Raw genomic sequence first — 19316 nt, 5'->3', positions numbered from 1 at the left:
TCAGCCTACCGTCTGCGTGCGCGCGGATGCCAATGTGCGGACCGGAGCGGCGTTGCCATCCCGCTCCACGCCGCGGTCCTGGCGCTCGAGATCGCGCGAGACATGCTGCAGCACCTCACCGGAAGCGTCCGACAGGAGAGCCCGGTAGCCGGCAATGGCGCGGGCGAAGACATTGTAGATGATCACGGCCGGAATGGCGGCGACGAGGCCGATCGCGGTGGCGAGCAGGGCCTCGGCGATGCCGGGTGCCACCACCGCCAGGTTGGTGGTGTGCGACTGCGAAATACCGATGAAGGAGTTCATGATGCCCCACACCGTGCCGAACAGGCCAACGAAGGGGGCAGTAGCACCGATGGTTGCGAGCAGGCCTGTGCCGCGCGTCATGGAGCGACCAGCACGCGCCTCGATGCGGGCCAGCGCGATCGCCAGACGCTCCTTGATGCCATCGGCCGGCAAATCGTCCGAACGCAGCAATTCGCGGTTGGCCGCCGTCACGAGATCGGCGACGGCTCCCTTCCCCGACTGACGCGACCGGATGGCCTGGGAGGCGGCTTCCAGGCTCTCGGCAGTTTCGAGCAGGCGCGCCGCCGTCTGCGCCCGGCGCTTGGCGAGCAGCAGCTCGACACCCTTGGCCAGCCAGATCGTCCAGGTCACCAGCGAGGCGAAGGCAAGACCGATCATCACGCCCTTCACCACCACGTCGGCCTGCATGAACATGCCCCAGGGGGACAGGTCATGCGGCAGGATACTGGCCGCGGCGGCGGCTGGATCGCCGGCCGGCGGGGGCGCCGGTGCCGGCTGTGCATCCTGGGCGAAGGCCCGAACCGGTACCATCGAGGCAAGCGAAATCAGGACCATGAGGGGCCCGTTGCGGCGAAAATCTACCATGTGTAGCTGGCCTTCAGGGTTGCGACGCGGCCCGCGCCGTAGTTGCAGCCATAGATACCGGAACAGCCCGCAACGTAGCGCTTGTTGAAGACATTGTTCACGTTCAAGGCGAAGTCCCACGCCTTGTATTTGTAATGCATACCGAGATCGACGAGGGTGGCGGCCGGCACCTTGTAGAGGTTCTGGTTGTCGGCATAGGACGAGCCGATGTAGCGAATGCCCCCCTGCAGGCCGAGATTCTGCAGCACCCCATCCTGGAAGGTATAGTCGGCCCAGAGCGAGGCAGTGGTTTCCGGCACCACGTTCGGCCGCTTTCCGACCACGGTGGGATCGGTGTCCTTCTTGATGCGGATCTGCGAGGCGGTGAAGGCCGCCGTCATCTTGAGGGCATCGGTGACGTTGGCCTGTACTTCGACTTCGAGGCCGCGTGAGCGCACCTCGCCGAGCTGGTTGCTAAAGCCGAGATGTTCGGTGTCCGGCGTCACCACATTCTGCTTGGTGAGGTCGTAATAGGCCGCCGTGATCAGGCCATCGAAGAAGGTCGGGCGATACTTCACGCCGGCCTCATACTGAACGCCGGTCTCCGACTTGAAAGGCTGGCCGGCAAAATTCGATCCGATCACCGGGTTGAAGCCGCGGGAAACCGAAACATAGGGCGTGATGCCGTTGGCGAAGGCGTAGGAGAGGCCGGCGCGGCCGCTGAAGGCACCCTCGACCCCGTTGAAATTGGCATTCCCGACCGAGGCGGTGCTGTCCGTCCAGACCCGGTCATAGCGCCCGTTCAGGGTCAGCAGCCAATTGTCGGCGAAGCTGATCTGGTCCTGCAGATAGGCGCCAAGCTGGTGCATGGTATATTTCTGGCGCAGATAGGGCGTTACCACCCCGCCCTGCGGCGTGCCATAGACCGGATCGGTGGCGCTCAGGGGGGTGGTCGTGAAAGTCCCCTGCATCTGGTTGATGGCATAGTATTTGTAGTCGAGGCCGAACAGCAGGTCATGCGCCAGCGGCCCGGTGTCGAACCGCCCTTCGAGCTGGTTGTCGGCCGAGAAGGTGTTGACCGTGGTGTGGTGCGCAAAACCGAGGCGATGAAGCTGGTTGTCGTCGGACACCGGCACGGGAGAGGGCACCCACGGCGTCGAGGAACCGGGAACCTCATAGCCATAAGGGTAGGCGTAGCGCTCGCGCGTATCGAGATAGGCGTAGCGCACGTTCTGGCGGAAGGTCCAGGCATCGTTGAAATCGTGCTTGAACTGATAGCCGATCATCGCCTGCGAGCGACGATACAGGTCGTCCGAGGGTTCGGAGGAATAGAAATCGCGGGAAATGCGCCCGAAGCGGGTCGCCTTCACCGTACCGTAATAGGGCAGGAAGCCGCCGGTATGGTCGAGATCCATATTGGTGTAGTTGGCCAGCAGCGTCAGGCTGGTCGCATCGTTGGGCGTGTAGGTCAGGGCCGGGGCGATGAAGCCCTGGAAGCCCCTGGCCTTGTCGGTTTCGTAACCGCCGCCCGCAATTCGGCCTGTCAGGCGATAGGTCCACACACCGGCTTCATCGAGCTTGCCGCCGAAGTCGAAGCCCGTGGTGGCCTGGCCCCAGCTGTTGATGCCCGCCTCGATCCGGCGCAGCGGCTCATCGCTCGGCCGCTTGGAGACGAGATTGAGGATGCCGCCGAGATTGCCGCCGCCATAGAGCACCGAGGAGGGGCCGCGCAGCACCTCCACGCGCTCGAGGGCGTAGGGATCGACATAAAAGCTGCCAAAGGCATATTGGTAGAGCGGCAGGCCATCGAGGAAGATACCGGTCTGGCTGGCGTCGAAGCCGCGGATGAACACCCAGTTGGTGCGGGGGTCATAGCCATAGGGCGCACCGGTTACGCCGGCCGTGTAGTAGAAGACTTCGTCGAGCTTCTGGGGCTGCCGAGCCTCCAGCTGGTCACGGCCGATCACGGTCACCGATTGCGGAACCTTCTCGATCGGCGTGTCGGTCTTGGAGCCTGCCGTGGTTTTCTTGGCGACATAGCCCGTCACCGGGCTCGTGCCCGTCCCACCACTGACGACGACCGGATCGAGCGCAATCGTTCCGCCATTGCTCCCCTGTTGTGCGGACGCGGCCGTTGCCGCGGCCAGCATCAAAAGGCCCGATGCCGTCCCCATGGACAGCTTGACGCAAACTCCAACCCGCCGGTCCATCACCTCTACCATCCCAGTGAGAGAAACAATATCGCGCGGCACCAAGAGCCTGCAGCGTCATTTGGCAGACGTTTAGACCAACAAGCTTTACCATGTAAACAAACTTATAATAGAATTACTCATACAAGTGAGTAATTATACTTGTTTTGATTTGTACAATTTATAAAGATTCAAAACTGCGCAGGAGCACGAGTATTCTCTGTTGCATGCCGTATATTTCAGGTGCCATAAGCCGGCCCTGTCAGTAAACGAGATCTCTTCGAGGGATGGCCGCCTTCGCCTGGTCAAGGCTGGCGCATGCTTCGCTTCCTCTACGCAGCGTTTGCGAACTCGCTTTTTCCGGGGTGCGGTTCGCAAACACTGCAGATGTCTGAAATCCTGCAGGTCTCTTGATCGGCTCATGGCTCGATCCCGGAGATTCTGCCTGGCGCGGAGACGCCGTGAAACTGCTTGCCACCTTGCTTCCGACAGCCTTGCGCCATGCCGCCATCGCTCTGGCGTGCCTGGCGCTCGTCCCGAGCGTCGCGCACGCCCAAGCTGCGGCCGCGCCCGAGCGCCTCGTCGTGCTGGACTGGACGGCAACCGCCATGGTGAGGTCGCTCGGTATCGATCCCGTCGGCGTGGGCGACGCCGATCTCTACCGCATCTGGGTGGGCCAACCGCCCCTGTCGCAGAGCACGGGGGATGTCGGCCTTCGCGACACGCCCAGCCTGGAAGCCGTTGCCTCCCTCAAGCCGGAGCTCATCATCGTCAGCCCTCTCGGTGCCGCCGCGCGTTCCACGCTGCAGCGCATTGCACCCACCCGGGAGGTGGCGGTCTATTCCGGAACGGGCGATCCCCTTCGCCACGCCGAAACCGAGCTCCAGGCGCTGGCCAAGGTCGTGGGGCGCGAGGCCCAGGCGCAGGCCGTCGTGACACGGGCCGATACCGAGTTTGCGAGCTTGCGCCAGCGCCTCGCAGGTGCGGCCATGCCTCGCCTGCTCGTCATCCAGTTTCTCGACAAGCGCTTCGTGCGTGTCTACGGCCCCTCCAGCCTGTTCGGCGGGGTGTTGCAACGGCTTGGCCTCGGCAATGCCTGGCATGCGCCGACCAATGGCTGGGGCTTCGCCCTGGTAGGCGTGGAAAGGCTTGCCGCCTTTACCGATGCCGAAATCGTGGTGGTCGACCCCTTACCCTCCGAGGTGACGCTCGCACCTGATACGGACAGCCTGTGGGGCAACCTGCCTGCAGTGAAACAGGGCCGCGTGAAGCGGCTTGCCGCGACCTGGCCCTTCGGCGACCTGACGGCGGCGCAGCGCTTCGCCAGTCTCCTGGTCGATGCCATCAGTGGGAACCGCGCAGCGGACGATGGCAATGCCCGGTTCTGACGCACGCAGCCCCCTGCTTGCCTACACCGTCCTGGGCTCGCTGGCTCTCGTGCTGACCGCCTGGTGCTGGACCACGCAATTGCCGGCCGCGCAATGGTGGGACGCGGTACTCCATCCCCGGTTCGACGACCCGCAGCAGCTCGTCTTTCATTTCTCCGCCCTGCCTCGCGCGCTCACTGCAATCCTGGCCGGCGCAGGGCTCGGTCTGGCCGGTCTCCTCTTGCAACAGACGCTGCGCAATCCCCTGGCCTCCCCTACCACGCTCGGCCTGGAAGCGGGCTCCCAGCTTGCCTTGACCATCGTCCTCGTCGCCGCTCCCGGGCTGCTCGTGCTCGGACGCCCCGTGATCGCACTGGCCGGCACGCTGCTGGCCCTGGGGTTGGTGATGGCGTGCGCGGCGCGCAATCGCTTCTCCTCCGTCGCCCTGGTGCTGGCCGGCTTGGTGGCAGGGCTGTTCTGCGGCGCACTCACTATCACGCTGCGCCTTCTCAACCAGGAATATGTCGCCACCCTCTTCCTGTGGGGTGGCGGCTCGCTGGCGCAGCAGGACTGGTCGGCGCCAGTGGCACTCGCGCCGTCCATCGCCGCGCTCTACCTCCTCGCTGCACTCTTGGCCCGCCCCTTCGAACTGCTCGCCCTGGACGAGGAAAATGCACGCGCCCTCGGGGTGCCGCTCGGTGTGGTGCGCTGCGCCGGCCTCTTCCTCGCCGCCTTGCTGACGGCGGTGGTCACCGCCCATGTCGGGGTGATCGGTTTCGTCGGGCTGGCAGCACCGCAGATCGCACGCCTGTCGGGAGCCCGCCGCTTCGCGGCCCGGCTGGTATTGGCCCCCTTGACCGGCGCCCTGCTGGTGCTGGCGGTCGACGCCATCGTCGGACTGCTGGAAGCGGCCGGCATCATCGACCTGCCCACGGGCGCGGCCACGGCCTTGCTGGGCGCCCCGCTTTTGCTCTGGCTTCTGCCGCGCTTGCGCCGCAGCGAGCCCCCCTCCACGCAACGCTCTCTGGCCACCAGCGCGCGCGACCGGACCCGGCTCCTGCCTTTGCTCGCCGCGCTGCTCGTCCTCGCTATGGCTGGCGCCTTGCTGATCGGCCATGGCAGTGCCGGCTGGTGGCTGACCCCGCCGGCAGACTTAGCCCTGGTCGAGCCCTGGCGGGCTCCACGCGCCTCGATTGCCGCCCTGGCCGGTGCCATGCTCGCCACTTCGGGCTTGCTGCTGCAGCGGATATCGGGAAATCCGCTGGCCGGACCCGAGGTGCTCGGCATCGGCACCGGTGTTGCCTTCGGCATGGCCCTGGCGATGATCCTGGGCCAGACGGCCGGCCTGGCTGCTCACACGGCGGCCGGCGCGGCCGGGGGTTTTCTTGCGCTTTTCCTGGTGCTGATGGTGGGCCGGCGCAGCGGCTTTGCCCCCGACCAGGTCCTGCTCACCGGCCTTGCCCTCTCGGCCCTGCTCGACGTCGTCATCGTCGCCTTCCTCGCGCTGGGCGATCCGCGCGCGCCGCAGGTGCTCGCCTGGATGGCCGGATCGACCTATTATGCCGACTGGCCCAAAGTCCTGACGACGGCGGCCTTTGCGGCTCTGCTGCTGCCATCCGCCCTGGCACTGACGCGCTGGCTCGACATCGTGCCGATGGGGCCCGTCACGGCCAGGGCCCTCGGCTTGCCGGTCGAGACCAGCCGGCTGGCGATCCTCGCCATGGCCTCGCTGCTGACGTCAGTCGCGGTCATGGCCACCGGCCCGCTCACCTTCGTCGGCCTTGCCGGGCCCCATATGGCGCGCCTCATCGGCTTGCGCCGCGCCTGGTCGCAGATCCTCGGCTCGGTCCTCATCGGCGCCCTGGTCATGGTCGTCGCCGATGCCCTGGCGCGTACGCTGATCGCCCCTCGTGAACTGCCGACCGGCATCGTGGCCGCCCTGATCGGACTGCCCTACCTGATCTGGCAGCTCGGGCGCCGAGCTCGTTGAGGGGTCGAAGACGATGAAGGCCCGAATGGAGGCAATGGCCGCGTCCCGGCGCGACGTGTATAGATCTCCGATCCGTTTTCGTTGCGAGGAAGGCCCTGGCGGCTACCTCTGCATCCCTGCATCTCTGATTGCTCAATAGCCATGGCCTTACTGAAACGCTTTGCCGCCTATTATCTACCCTATCGTGGCCTGTTCCTGCTGGATTTTTCCTGCGCGATCGCCTCCGGCCTGCTCGAGCTCGGCTTTCCCGTCGCGATCAAGATCTTCATCGATACGCTACTGCCGTCAGGCCAGTGGCATCTGGTCACCCTGGCCTGTGTCGGCCTTCTGGCCGTCTACATCGTCAATACCGGCCTGATGGCGATCGTGACCTATTGGGGCCACATGCTCGGCATCAACATCGAGACCGAGCTGCGGCGCAAGGCGTTCGACCATCTCCAGAAACTATCCTTCGGCTTCTTCGACAACAACAAGACCGGCCATCTCGTCGCCCGGCTCACCAAGGATTTGGAGGAGATCGGCGAGATCGCCCATCACGGTCCCGAAGACCTGTTCATCGCGGTGATGACGCTGGCCGGCGCCTTCCTGCTGATGTTCTCGCTGCATGTCGAGCTCACCCTCATCACCGCTCTCGTCGTGCCCGTAACGGCCTGGGTGACGCTGCGCTATGGCGGCCGCATGACCAAGAACTGGGGGGCGCTCTATGACAGCGTGGGCAGCTTCAACACCCGCATCGAGGAAAATGTCGGCGGCATCCGCGTGGTGCAGGCTTTCGCTAACGAGGACCATGAGCGGGCGCTGTTCTCGCGCGACAATCACGATTATCGCCGCACCAAGCTCCAGGCTTATTGGCTGATGGCCGCCTCCAATTCGCTGAGCTATCTGAGCATGCGGCTCACCCAGCTCGCCGTGATGGTCGCCGGCAGCTATTTCGTGCTGACCGGCCAGCTCAGCCATGGCGGCTTCGTCGGCTTCCTCCTGATGATCGGTGTGTTCTTCCGCCCCATCGAGAAAATCAATGCCGTGATCGAGACCTATCCCAAGGGCATCGCCGGCTTCCGCCGCTATCTCGACTTCCTCGACACCCGGCCCGACATCACCGACCGACCCGATGCCCGGCCGGCACCGCTGCTCACCGGCGCCATCCGGTACCAGAAGGTCGGTTTCGGCTATACGCCCGACCGACAGATCCTGGCCGATCTCGATCTGTCGATCGCCGCCGGCGAGACGGTGGCTTTCGTCGGGCCTTCGGGCGCCGGCAAGACCACGATCTGCTCGCTCCTGCCCCGCTTCTATGACGTCACGCAGGGCGCCATCACCATCGACGGCATCGACATCAGGGATCTCACCCTGCGCTCGCTGCGCAGCCAGATCGGCATCGTGCAGCAGGACGTCTTCCTGTTCGGCGGCACCATCCGTGAGAACATTGCCTATGGCCGCCTCGAAGCGAGCGAAGACGAAATCCTCGAGGCAGCCCGCCGCGCCCGTCTCGACGGCGTGATCGCCTCGCTGCCCAATGGCCTGGACACCCTGATCGGCGAACGCGGCGTCAAGCTGTCGGGCGGCCAGAAGCAGCGCCTGGCCATTGCCCGCATGTTCCTGAAGAACCCGCCGATCCTGATCCTCGACGAGGCGACCTCGGCGCTCGACACCGAGACCGAACTCGCCATCCAGCAGGCCCTCGCCGAGCTTTCCAAGGGGCGCACCACCCTGGTGATCGCCCACCGCCTGGCGACGATCAAGAATGCCGACCGCATCCTCGTCGTCGACCGCGGCGGCATCGTCGAGCAGGGGCGCCATAGCGATCTCCTCGACAAGTCCGGAACCTATGGGCGACTGCACCGGGCGCAATTTGCCTGACGCCTTGGGAAGACAGGCACGGCAGCAAATCGGGCCTGTCCTTCCAACGACATCGACTGGGAACGACCTCATATTACTTTCGGAATGCTCGCATTCTATTCTTATTTATATTTCACATAGAGACAGATAATCTGTACAATTTAGAATTAGTATAAATCATTTCGGTTGAGAGGCACTGCTTTTCTGGATAATGCTTGCGTAATTGCCCGGCATCGCCGCCCGCTCACAGATTTCGCTCCATGAACAGCCGCAGTCACGACATCGAAACTCTCTATGCCGCGGAGCGGCCTCGCCTGGAGCGGACGCTGCGGCGCAAAGTCAGGAGCCGGGATGCGGCGCTCGATCTCATCCAGGACATGTTCCTGCGGATCTGGGAGCGCACCAGCGACACCACCGGCAACGCATCGGCATTCCTGACCCGTTGCGCCCGCAATGCAGCGATCGATCATCTGAGGTCGGAGTCGAGGCGCGAGCGCCTGCAGGAGGGCACGCTGCCGAGCCAATATGCGGCCTCTCCCGCAACGCCGTTCGAAATCCTCTCGGCCCGCCAGAACCTGCAATCCCTCCAGGACAGAATCGCGGCACTGCCCCGGCAGACGCGGCATATTTTCCTGCTGAACCGCATTCACGGGCATAGTTTCGTCGAGATCGCCGCGACGCTGGGCATCTCGGAGCGCGCCGTAGCAAAGCATATGGCACGAGCGCTCGCTGCCTGCGCAGCAAGCGATGGCATATCCCCGGACGGGGCCTGAGGCAACCGGCCCCCAATCCTCCACAGACGCTCGTCCCCGACGATCGCGTCGGCCGGCATCATGCGACAGGCAAGCCCGGCACAGTCGGGCTATAGTGCCGCGATTCTCTATCGCACGGTGCCATAGACGAAAAAGCGGTTTTCGAGGCCACGGATCATGGCACCCCCCCAATCCTCACGAGATGTCGAACAGGAGGCCAGGGACTGGTTCGTTCGCCGCCTCGCTGGATTGTCACGGGCCGAGCAGGCCGAATTCGAGCACTGGCTCGGTTCCGATCCCGCTCATGCCGACGCCCTTCGCAGGACGGAGCAGGTCTGGAGCGCTGCCGAACAGCCCGCCCGCCAGCTCGCCTCCAGGGAAAACGAAGCGCTCGCGCCCTATCTGCATGCCGTCGACAGAAGCCGGCGCCAGCATCGCAGCTTCCGCCGGCTCTCGGCTGCCACCCTGGTGCTGGCACTCGGCCTCGGCGGCGTGATCTGGCTGCAGAACCCCCATCTGCTGCAGAAACTGATGGCCGATCACAGCAGCGGCCGCGGCGAACGGCGTGCCATCACACTGTCCGATGGTTCGAAAGTACTTCTCGACGCCGACAGCGCGCTCGACGAGGCCTTCGACAAGAACGAAAGACAGGTCAGGCTCCTGCGCGGCACCGCCTCTTTCGACGTCGCCCTCGGCAAGGCTCCTTTCGTCGTGCGCGTGCCGGACGGCGACATCAGGGATATCGGCACCCAGTTCGACGTCAGTCTCGGCGAAGACGGCACAATCGTTACGCTCGAGAGCGGCAAGGTCGCCATCAAGGCCGAGCATATCGGCGAAGCCCTGCTGGACGAACCGGGCCAGCGCCTTCGTTTCGACAGGCAAGGCCTAGGCGAGATCGAACAGGTCGATCTCAAGGATGCGCTGGCCTGGCGCAAGGGACGCTATGTCTTCTACCGGGCCCGGCTGTCCGAGGTCATCGAGGAAATCGCGCGGTATCGGCAGGGAAGGATCGTCGTTACCGATGCGGGCCTGGGCGACCAGCGCGTCACCGGCAGCTTCAGCCTGGCCGACACGGATGCGGCACTGCAGTCCCTGCAGGCCAGCGTCGGCTTCCGGATGACCACCGTGCCCGGCGGACTCATCGTGTTCATCCGGCCGTAAGGTGTCCGATTCCGCGATACGAAGAAAAATCTTCGCCAAGGGGTTCAGTGAAACCCGCCCTCGAACGTGAAGACCATGGAGGCTGGTAATCCGCAGGTGCCAAGACCGCGGGTTTGCCGGTGATCGATGATCGAGGGGACAGGTTGCGATGAGTAGGCATGGCGTGAGGCTCGTGGCCGGCAGGATGGCGGCCGCCATGCTGATGGCTGCGACGACGGCAAGCGTGGGCGTGTCGGTGGCCCGGGCAGAGCAGCCCGCCGGACAGCGTTTCACCTTCAATATTCCGGCAGGGCCGATTCCCCAGGCGCTGAACGAGATCGGGCGCGTCGCCGGTCTTTCCGTGGTCTTCCGCGAGAACAGCCCTATCAAGACGCTCGGCCGCCCGGTTCGCGGGTCCCTGACCGTGCAGCAGGCGCTTGCCAGGCTGCTGGCGGGCTCCGGCTTGAACTATCGCTTCAGCAATGCCTCCACAGTGACCGTCCTTTCTGCCGACGTCACCGCGAGCATCGGCGGAACCGAGAACTCAGGCGCGATCGAACTCGACCCGGTCATCGTCCAGGCGCAATCGGCCTGGGCCCCGGTGCAGGGCTATGTCGCCCGCCAGAGCGCCTCGGGGACCAAGACCGACACGCCGATCATCGAGACACCACAGTCCGTCACCGTCGTAACCAAGGACCAGATGGTGGACCAGAAGGTCGCCTCCCTGGCCGACGTCCTGACCTATACGCCGGGGGTCGGCATGCAGTCGCAGGGCTTCAGCCGCATGACGGATGACGTGATGCTGCGCGGCTTCGACGTCGCCACCGGCAATGGCGGCATGCTGCGCGACGGCATGAAACTGCAGTCCAATGTCTATGACAGCGCCCAGGAGCCCTACGGCCTGGAGCGCGTCGAGGTCTTGCGCGGGGCCTCCTCGGTCCTCTACGGCCAGTTGGCGCCAGGCGGCGTGATCAACGCCATCTCCAAGCGCCCGACGCCAACACCCCTGCACGAAATCAATCTCGAATATGGCAGCTATGACCGCAAGCAGGCCTCCTTCGATCTTTCCGATGCCCTGACGGCCGACGGCACCCTGCGCTATCGCCTGACCGGCCTGGTGCGGGACGCCGACAGCTGGGTCAGGCACGTACCCGACGACAAGGTCTATATCGCGCCCGCCATCACCTGGCAGCCAAACGAGGCCACGTCCTTGACGCTCTTGGCGAGCTATCAGCATGTGAATACCCGCTTCATCACGCCGCTCTACTGGAACGACGTCGCGACCGGGCGCATTCCGCGCAAGCTGTTCCTGGGCGAGGAATCCTTCGATCGCTTCGTGGGCGATGCCTATACGATCGGCTATGCCTTCGAGCACCGTTTCGACGAGACGCTGAAGCTGCGCCAGAACGCCCGCTACTACTATTCCGACGTGCGCTGGGATTATATGCAGGCTGGCCTCCTGCCTGTCACCAACGGCCAGCTCGCACGGCGGGCCAGCGCCCGCACCGAGCGCTCCTACGGCATCACGGCCGACACCTCGATCGAGAAGAGCTTCGAGACCGGCCCGCTCAGCCACACCCTCCTGGTCGGCTTCGACTATTACCGTCGCAGCTACGACTCGCACCGCTATCGTGGCTCGATCGTCCCGCTCGACATCGACAACCCGGTCTATTCCGGCTACCCGGTCATCAACTATGGCGTCGATCGCGGCAGCGACAATCTCAGCGACCAGTTCGGCATCTATCTGCAGGACCAGATTCGCCTCGGCAACCTGACCGTGCTGCTCGGCGGGCGCCATGACTGGAACCGCGCCACGGTTCTGAACTACCTGACGGGCGCCAAGTCGCGCCAGAACGACAGCGCCTTCACCGGCCGCGCCGGGCTGGTCTACCGCTTCGACAACGGCATCGCCCCCTATGTCAGCGTCAGCCAGTCCTTCGCGCCGCAGCTCGGCCTGGACGCAATCTCCGGTACGGCACTCAAGCCCAACAAGGGCCTGCAATACGAGGCGGGCGTGCGCTACCAGCCCGAAGATACCAACCTGCTGCTCAGCGCCGCCGTCTACGAGCTCACCCAGCAGAATGTCAGCAGCTTCGACGCCCTCGGCGACGTCTATCAGATCGGCAAGGTCCGCTCGCGCGGCGTCGAGCTGGAGGCCCATTCCTCCTTCGGCAATCTCGACCTCGTCGCCAGCTACGCCTTTACCGACAGCAAGACCCTGCAGAGCGCGGTAGCCTCCACGGTGGGCCGGCCGGTGGACCTGGTGCCCCGGCACTCCGCCGCGCTATGGGCGAGCTACAAGCTCGACGATCTCGGCGTGCGGGGGCTGAAGATCGGCGGCGGACTGCGCTATGTCGGGGAAACCTACATCGCCGACAGCATCGACGTGCTGGGCAAGCCGACCCACGTGCCGGACTATCTGCTGGTTGACGCCATGGCGAGCTACGACCTCGGCGTGATCGACAAGAGACTCGACGGTGCCAGCCTGACCGTGAATGCGCGCAATCTGTTCAACAAGAAGTTCTACACCTGCGCCGGTTCGACGGGGTGCCGCTATGGCGAACCCCTGACGGCAACCGCGACGCTGTCCTATAAATGGTAACTCTCTCGCCAGGGCGGGCGGCCGTGCGGCGCGACATGCTACGCGCTGCTCTGGCTCTCCCTTTCATGGCCGTGATGGGAATTCCGGCACGTGCAGCGAGCCCGCCTCGCCTGGTCGCGCTGGATCTGCTGGCGACCGAGCTTCTTGTCTCGCTCGGCGTCAATCCCGTGGCCGTGGCCAATGTCGCGCTCTATCGCAGGCTCGTCGCCAAGCCGGCGCTTGCCGATGAGGTCATGGACCTCGGGCCCCTGCTCGAGCCCAATGCCGAGCTGCTGCAGGCTATCCGACCCGATGCCATCGTCATGGCGGCCTGGCAGGCCGGGCCTCTGCGCCGCTTGCGCGAAATCGCGCCGCTGGTTCCCCTCGATACGGCCTCGGCCGGCAAATCCGGCGTCGCCCAAGCGATCGGGCTGCTCGTCCAACTCTCGGAGCTGACCGGCAGGAAGGAGGCGGCGCAGGCCCTCGCTTCGCAGCTGGAGGCGACGTTTGCCGAGGCACGCACCGCCCTCGCCGGGCGAACCCGCCGATCCCTTTATGTCGGCCGCTTTGCCCAGGACGGCCGCACGGTCGCCCTGTTCGGCGGCACGGGATTGATCGGCGACAGCCTGCCGCGGCTCGGCCTCGTCAATGCCTGGCGCGGGCGCGTGAACGGGTCGGGCGTGATCTCGGTCGGCATCGGCCAGCTTGCCGGCGATCCCGAAGCCAGGATCGTGCATTTCGACAGAGGCGCGGAGACCCGCAATGCCCTGGCCCGGCTTGCCGACAATCCGCTCTGGCGGGCCCTCCCCGCCGTCAAGGCCGACAGGCTGACGATGATGCCGGTGATCTATCCCAATGGCGGCGTCGCCTCGGCGATGCGCTTTGCCCGCCAGCTCGCCGAAAGCCTGCCGCACGATGGCTGAAGCCCGACATGCCACCGGCAGCCAAGGCAGGACCTTCGGCTGGATCATCGTCAGTGCCATCCTCTTCGGCGTGGCCACGGCCTTGTTCCTGTTCAACCTTTCCCGCGAGGTTCCACCTGCCGGCTGGCCGGCCCTGCTGAACGGTGCCGACGACCTGCGCGCGATCATGGCCCGGGACGGGCTGATGCCTCGCTTTTGCGCCGGCCTCCTCAGCGGTGGTGCGCTCGGGCTGGCCAGCGTGGTCTTGCAGCAGGTGCTGCGCAATCCGCTCGCCGAACCGGGAACGCTGGGCATCTTCGCCGGCGCGAAATGCGCCATCGCCGCCTCGATCATCTGGGCTCCCGGCCTGCTGTCGCTGGGCTGGGATCTGCCGGCGCTGGTCGGCGGCATCGGCGTGGCCGCCATCGTCCTCCTGCTTTCGGCCCGGTCCCATTTCGCGCCGACCAGAGTCACTCTCATAGGGCTGATCGCTTCGCTCGCCTTCGGTGCTGCCGGCACCATGCTGGTGCTCACCCATTTCGATGCCCTGAGCGATCTCTATATCTGGGAAGCCGGTTCCCTCATCCAGAACGGATGGAGCACCGTGCTGGCCCTGGCGCCGAAGCTCGGACTGGTGTCGCTGGCGATCATCCTGCTCATGCGCCCGCTCTCGGCCATGCAGATCGAGGGTGCCGAGCGCCTCGGCGTGCGGACCTCTCTGGTCAGGGGCACGACCATCCTGGCCGCCGTCGGGCTGAGCGCCCTGGTCGCGAGCACGGTCGGCCTAATCAGCTTCCTCGGCCTTGCCGGCGCAGCCATCGCGCGAGGCGCCGGCGCGAGGCGGCTGTCGACCCGCCTGATCGCAGCCCCGCTGATTGCCGCGGGCCTGCTGGTGCTGACCGACCAGGCCCTGCTGGCGCTGGCCGGCGGCATCGAGATTCCCGCCGGCATCACCGTCATGCTTGTCAGCGTTCCCCTGCTGCTCTGGATGCTGCAACGCACGCCCGTCGCCAGCAATGCTCCCGCAGCGATGAGCGCACCGATGCGGCTGCAGGTCGGCACCGCGCCGGCCTTCATCGGCCTTGGCTCAGCCCTGATTGCGAGTTTCGCCCTCGCCGCCACGCTCGGCCCCGGCCCCGATGGCTGGCAACTCGCCCATGGCAGGCTGCTCGCCGAGCTGTCGATCTGGCGTCTGCCGCGCATCACGGCCGCCTGCTGCGCCGGCGCCATGCTTGCGATGGCGGGCTCGCTGCTCCAGCGCCTGACCCGCAACGCGATGGCCAGCCCCGAGCTCCTCGGCATCTCCTCGGGAACCGCCCTGATGCTGCTGGTGGCGACCCTGTTCCTGCCGGGCCTCGACCGCTCTGGCACGGCGGCGCTGTCCTGCCTGGCCTGTCTCGCCATACTGGGCTGCGTGCTCCGGCTTAGCCGGCGCTCGGCCTTTGCTCCCGACCATCTTCTGCTGATCGGGGCCGGCCTCGGCGCGTTGCTGGCTTCATTGCTGTCGATCCTGCTCGTCATCGGCGATCCCCGGATTCTGCGGGTGATCGGCTGGCTGTCGGGCTCGACCTATTCGGTCGATGCCGCCGAGGCACGCGCCATCGTCCTGGCAACGGCCCTTGCTCTGTTGCTGCCCTTGCCGTTGGTGCGCTGGATCGGCCTGATGCCGCTGGGCGAGCCGGTCGGCCGCTCGCTCGGCATGCCGATCGCCGGTGCGCGCCTTGCGATCGTGCTGGTCGTCGCCGTGCTGACCGGCATCGCCACTTTGTTCGTGGGGCCGTTGAGTTTCGTCGGCCTGATGGCGCCCCATCTGGCACGACGCCTCGGCACGCGGACGGCACTGGCCGAAATCTACGGTTCGGCCCTCGTCGGCGCCGTGCTGATGGTCCTGGCCGACTGGGCAGGCCGCACCATCGCCTTTCCTTGGCAGATCCCGGCCGGGCTGATCGCGACGGCCCTTGGCGGCGCCTATTTCGTCATGACGGCCTGGAAGCGGTGACAGCCACCATGCTCGCCACTCTCTTCCAGGGCCCGCTGGCCTTCCTCGCCGACAATCTGGTGCTGGGGGAGGACGCCCGCCCCCTCATTCCCGCGACCGCCCTGGTCGAGGGCGAGGATCTCACACTTCTCCTGGCCCGCTTCGCCGGGAACTACCAGGAGCCGGAGCCGGTCGCGGTGGCGACGCTCTGGTCGAAATGGCATTTTTCGATCCTGATACCGCCCGTCCTGGCCGCCAATATCATCGCCGGCTGGAATTTGCCGATCACAATCGGCGAGCTTGGCGTGGTCCTCTCCGAAGACGGCCGCACCGCTGCCCTGAGCCTGCCGCATGCAGGCAGCCCTCTTGTGCCAGGCACAGTCCGCGAGCGCTTCGAAAGCCTGGTCGATGGCCATCTCACCCCGATGATCGCGGCGATCTCGCGCGCCAGCGCCCTGCCCCGGAAAGTGCTGTGGAGCAATGCCGGAACCATCGTCGAGCACAGCCTGGGCGAGCTGGAGGCCTTCCTGGGAACCGGCCACCCAGGCCTCGACCAGGCCCGCGCCTTGCTGGCGACCCGGCGCTGGAGCGACGGCATGAGCAACCCCCTGTTCGAGCCCGTCCGCTACAGCGCCGAAAAAGGGCGAAGGCGCCGGATCTGCTGCCTGCGCTATCGTATGGACGGCCTGAAACTGTGCAAGACCTGCCCCCTCGACTGAGGGCAGGCCATGGTCTGCTCAGGCAGCCGCCCGCGCCGCCGTAACGAAGGCAGCGACCTTGGCAGGGTCCTTGCGAAAGCCACCCGAGGCCAGCGGGCTGTTGGTATGGGTGAGCGAATCGACCGCCCAGGGGCGCACGGCGCGAATCGCCTCCCCGACATTGTCCGGGCCGAGGCCTCCGGCCAGGATGACGGGCAGCTTGCTGCGCGCCACGATCTCACGGCTCAGCGACCAGTCATGGGTCACGCCAGCCGCGCCGATGCCGCCGATATGGGCAGCGACCGAATCGAGGATGAAGATGTCGGACACCGGCTCAAAGGCCGCGGCGTGATCGAGCGCCTCGGGGCCGGTCATCGGAATCGCCTGCAGGATCTTCAAGTCGGGATGGCGCGCGAGCAGCGCGCTGCGCAACGCCTTCACCACCGCAGGCGTGACCTTGGCGATATCGCCGCACAGATGCAGCACGTCCGGCCGGACGGCATCGACCATGGCGGCGATCGCCTGCGGCTCGGCCTCGACCGACAAAGCGACCCGCGTCGCCTTGCCCGCGAGGGCGTCGACGATCTCGCGCGCCATCTCATTGCTGATCTCGCCGGGAAGGCCGCGGTCGGAGGGCGTCACGCCCAGGCAATCGACGCCGAGCGCCGCCAGTTCGAGCGCCTCGGCGGCGGTCTGCATCGTATAGATCTGTACTTTCATGGATGGGCCTTGTTCAGATGGATTTGGGGAGGATGGCATTGACCATGCGCTCCTCGTTGAGCTGGGCCGTGTCGGGCGAACGCGCGACCAGGGCGGCATAGAGGGCATCGACCAGCGTCAGCTGCGCGATCTGGGCCGCCATCGGCTCGCTGCGCAGTTCATGGGAGACGCTGACCAGCACGACATCGGCAAGGCGCGCCAAAGGCGAGCGCCGGTTGCCGGTGATGCACAGGGTAGAAGCGCCCTGCGTTCTGGCCTCCTGCAGGAGGAGCACGGGATCATTGGTGATGCCGGAATAGGAAATGGCCACGGCGAGATCTCCCGGCCCGAGCAGGGAGGCGTGCATGAGCTGGAGCTGCGAATCGACCGGCGCGTCGCAGCGCAGGCCCAGGCGAAAGCAGCGCTGATAGAGGGCCTGGGCCACGATGCCCGACCCACCGATGCCGCCGATCAGGATATGGCGGGCGCCGGCGACGAGATCGAGGGCGCGGGCGAAATCGCCCTGGTCGAGCATCGACAAGGTGTCGCTGATGGCCTGGATATTCGCATTGAATACCCGTTTGGCCCAGCCGAGATCGCCATCGGCGCCGGCCGCGCTTTCGTCCGGCCGGGCGGCCGAACGTTCGCCGGTATCGCGGACAAGGGCGAGCTTGAGATCGGTGAAGCCGGCAAAGCCCGCGGTGCGGCACATGCGCAAGACCGTGGTGTCGCTGACCTCGACGGTCTGGGCGATGGCCGACATGGATTGGCGGATCGCCAGATCGACATGGTCGAGGATCCACAGCGCCACGCGCCGTTCCGATTCGGAAAGAGCGGGCAACGCGCTGCGCAGCCGGCTCGCCGCCTGCCCCCCAGCCGCATTCTTGGCCTGATCGATCATGCCTGCCTCGAATCTTGCACTTGCCGTCCAGCTTCTAGCACGACCTTGTTTGTGGTGCCACTGTAGACATGTCTTTCCCAATGTGGCACCACTGCATTCAATCAAACCGAGCATATGAAACCGGTGGGGAAGGATTGAAGACATGCGTTTGCGCGCACTTGCACTCGGCGTTGTGGCGTCCCTGGCCGCGTCCTTGGCAATGAACCTGTCGGCACTCGCCGGTGAGCTGACCTTCTGGCACGCCTATTCGGGTCAGAAGGACAAGGTCGATTTCATCACCTACGCCCTGGACGAGTTCGCCAAGGCCCATCCCGACATCAAGCTCGACGTGGTGGCGGCCGAGCAATCGGCCTACAAGACCAAGCTCAACACCGCCATGGCCTCCGGCAACCCGCCGGACGTGTTCTATACCCTGCCGGGTGGCTTCCTCGGCGCCTTCGTCGCCGGCCATCAGATGTATGCCCTCGACGCCGACCTCGCCAAGGATGGCTGGGGCGAGAGCTTCCTGCCCACGGCCCTGGCGCAGACCAGCATCGGCGGCCATGCCTATGCCGTACCGATCGACATCGACGCCGCCGTGTTCTGGTACAACAAGGCCCTGTTCGCCGAAAAAGGCTGGATGGTCCCCGCCAGCTATGACGAATTCCTGGCCCTGTGCGAGAAGATCAAGGCCGACGGCCTGGTACCGATGGCGCTGGGCAACAAGGATTCCTGGCCGGCCACCTTCTGGTTCCAATATCTCGAAATGCGCCTGAAGGGTTCGGGCCTGGTCTCCGACATCGTGGCGGGCAAGGCCGACACGTCGCTCGCCCCGGAGGCCACCGAGGCCTTCACCCGCATCGCCAGCCTGTCCTCCAAGGGCTATTTCCCCGTCGGCTTCAACGGTATGAGCGACCAGGAAGCCAACATGCTCTTCCTCAACGGCCAGGCTGCGATGATGCTCAACGGCACCTGGCAGATCGGCGCCTCCGCCGACGCGCCCGAGGGCTTCGAGCTCGGCTTCTTCCCCTTCCCCGCCGTGGCCGGTGGCAAGGGCAACCCCGGCGACGTGCTGGGCGGCGTCGCGGCCGCCTTCGGCATCGCCGAAAAGACCGCCAACAAGAAGGACGCGGTCACGCTGCTGCGCTTCCTCACCTCGCCGGCGGTGATGACCAAATATGTCGAGCTGCGCAAAACCATGGTCACCGTCAAGGGCGCCACCACTGAGGCCGCCGCGGGGCCGGTGCTCTATGCCGTCAGCAACGATTTGATGAGCAAGGCCGGCAAGCTCGATTCCTTCTACGACACGGCCATGCCGCCCAAGGGCACCGATGCCTATTACACTTCGCTGCAGGGCGTGCTCGACGGCTCGGTCGCACCGGCCGACGCCGCCAAGCGCGTGGAAGACGCCCTGAAGGCGAAATAGGCGCCTTC

At 65.7% G+C, this 19316-nt stretch carries 14 protein-coding genes; 10 read left to right on the top strand and 4 right to left on the bottom strand.

What is annotated here, in order from left to right; all coding sequences use genetic code 11:
* Nucleotides 1–888 (bottom strand): tonB-system energizer ExbB, encoded by an 888-nt coding sequence (gene exbB, locus QM672_RS18075; RefSeq protein WP_376717731.1) that lies wholly within the window; start codon nt 886–888, stop codon nt 1–3.
* Nucleotides 882–3089 (bottom strand): TonB-dependent siderophore receptor, encoded by a 2208-nt coding sequence (locus QM672_RS18070; RefSeq protein WP_376717736.1) that lies wholly within the window; start codon nt 3087–3089, stop codon nt 882–884. Before QM672_RS18070 ends, exbB begins: the two co-directional genes overlap by 7 nt.
* A 428-nt stretch (nt 3090–3517) precedes the next feature.
* Between QM672_RS18070 and QM672_RS18065 the strand changes: the two genes are divergently transcribed.
* The 9 genes from QM672_RS18065 to fhuF all read left to right on the top strand — a co-directional run bounded on the left by QM672_RS18065 (nt 3518) and on the right by fhuF (nt 16324).
* Nucleotides 3518–4444, top strand: a complete 927-nt coding sequence (locus tag QM672_RS18065) for an ABC transporter substrate-binding protein (RefSeq protein ID WP_415084213.1) — start codon at nt 3518–3520, stop codon at nt 4442–4444.
* Nucleotides 4431–6413 (top strand): Fe(3+)-hydroxamate ABC transporter permease FhuB, encoded by a 1983-nt coding sequence (fhuB, locus tag QM672_RS18060; protein WP_415084211.1) that lies wholly within the window; start codon nt 4431–4433, stop codon nt 6411–6413. The genes QM672_RS18065 and fhuB (QM672_RS18060) overlap by 14 nt, the downstream gene beginning before the upstream one ends.
* Nucleotides 6414–6554: 141 nt before the next feature.
* Nucleotides 6555–8273 (top strand): ABC transporter ATP-binding protein, encoded by a 1719-nt coding sequence (locus QM672_RS18055; RefSeq protein ID WP_415084209.1) that lies wholly within the window; start codon nt 6555–6557, stop codon nt 8271–8273.
* Nucleotides 8274–8512: 239 nt separating this feature from the next.
* Nucleotides 8513–9025 carry an RNA polymerase sigma factor gene (locus tag QM672_RS18050; protein WP_311940597.1) on the top strand — a complete coding sequence of 171 codons (513 nt, stop codon included), beginning with the start codon at nt 8513–8515 and terminating at the stop codon, nt 9023–9025.
* A 156-nt stretch (nt 9026–9181) separates the two neighbouring features.
* Complete coding sequence (locus QM672_RS18045; protein WP_415084206.1) at nt 9182–10165, top strand: FecR family protein; 984 nt, start codon at nt 9182–9184, stop codon at nt 10163–10165.
* Nucleotides 10166–10313: 148 nt separating this feature from the next.
* The gene (locus tag QM672_RS18040; RefSeq protein ID WP_415084204.1) at nt 10314–12746 is read left to right on the top strand and encodes a TonB-dependent siderophore receptor; all 2433 of its coding nucleotides are present in this window, start codon (nt 10314–10316) and stop codon (nt 12744–12746) included.
* A 65-nt stretch (nt 12747–12811) separates the two neighbouring features.
* Nucleotides 12812–13648: an ABC transporter substrate-binding protein gene (locus QM672_RS18035; RefSeq protein WP_415084202.1), complete on the top strand. Its 837-nt coding sequence runs from the start codon at nt 12812–12814 to the stop codon at nt 13646–13648.
* Nucleotides 13641–15626, top strand: a complete 1986-nt coding sequence (gene fhuB / locus QM672_RS18030) for a Fe(3+)-hydroxamate ABC transporter permease FhuB (RefSeq protein ID WP_415084200.1) — start codon at nt 13641–13643, stop codon at nt 15624–15626. The genes QM672_RS18035 and fhuB (QM672_RS18030) overlap by 8 nt, the downstream gene beginning before the upstream one ends.
* 8 nt (nt 15627–15634) lie before the next feature.
* Entirely contained in the window at nt 15635–16324 is a 690-nt protein-coding gene (gene fhuF / locus QM672_RS18025; RefSeq protein ID WP_415084198.1) for a siderophore-iron reductase FhuF, read from the top strand.
* 18 nt (nt 16325–16342) lie between these two features.
* Here fhuF and QM672_RS18020 read toward each other — a convergent pair whose 3' ends face one another.
* Together QM672_RS18020 and QM672_RS18015 are read right to left on the bottom strand one after the other, a co-directional pair.
* Nucleotides 16343–17023 (bottom strand): phosphoribosylanthranilate isomerase, encoded by a 681-nt coding sequence (locus QM672_RS18020; protein WP_415084196.1) that lies wholly within the window; start codon nt 17021–17023, stop codon nt 16343–16345.
* A gap of 13 nt (nt 17024–17036) precedes the next feature.
* Complete coding sequence (locus QM672_RS18015) at nt 17037–17903, bottom strand: MurR/RpiR family transcriptional regulator (RefSeq protein WP_415084194.1); 867 nt, start codon at nt 17901–17903, stop codon at nt 17037–17039.
* 142 nt (nt 17904–18045) lie between these two features.
* Here QM672_RS18015 and QM672_RS18010 point away from each other — a divergent pair, with 142 nt between their 5' ends.
* Complete coding sequence (locus QM672_RS18010; protein WP_415084192.1) at nt 18046–19308, top strand: ABC transporter substrate-binding protein; 1263 nt, start codon at nt 18046–18048, stop codon at nt 19306–19308.
* Nucleotides 19309–19316: the final 8 nt, after the last annotated feature.

Source organism: Labrys sp. (in: a-proteobacteria), from assembly GCF_047605565.1.
GTDB classification, from domain to species: domain Bacteria; phylum Pseudomonadota; class Alphaproteobacteria; order Rhizobiales; family Labraceae; genus Labrys; species Labrys neptuniae.
Note: the sequence above shows the minus strand (reverse complement) of the source record. Positions and strands in the feature narration are given on the sequence as shown.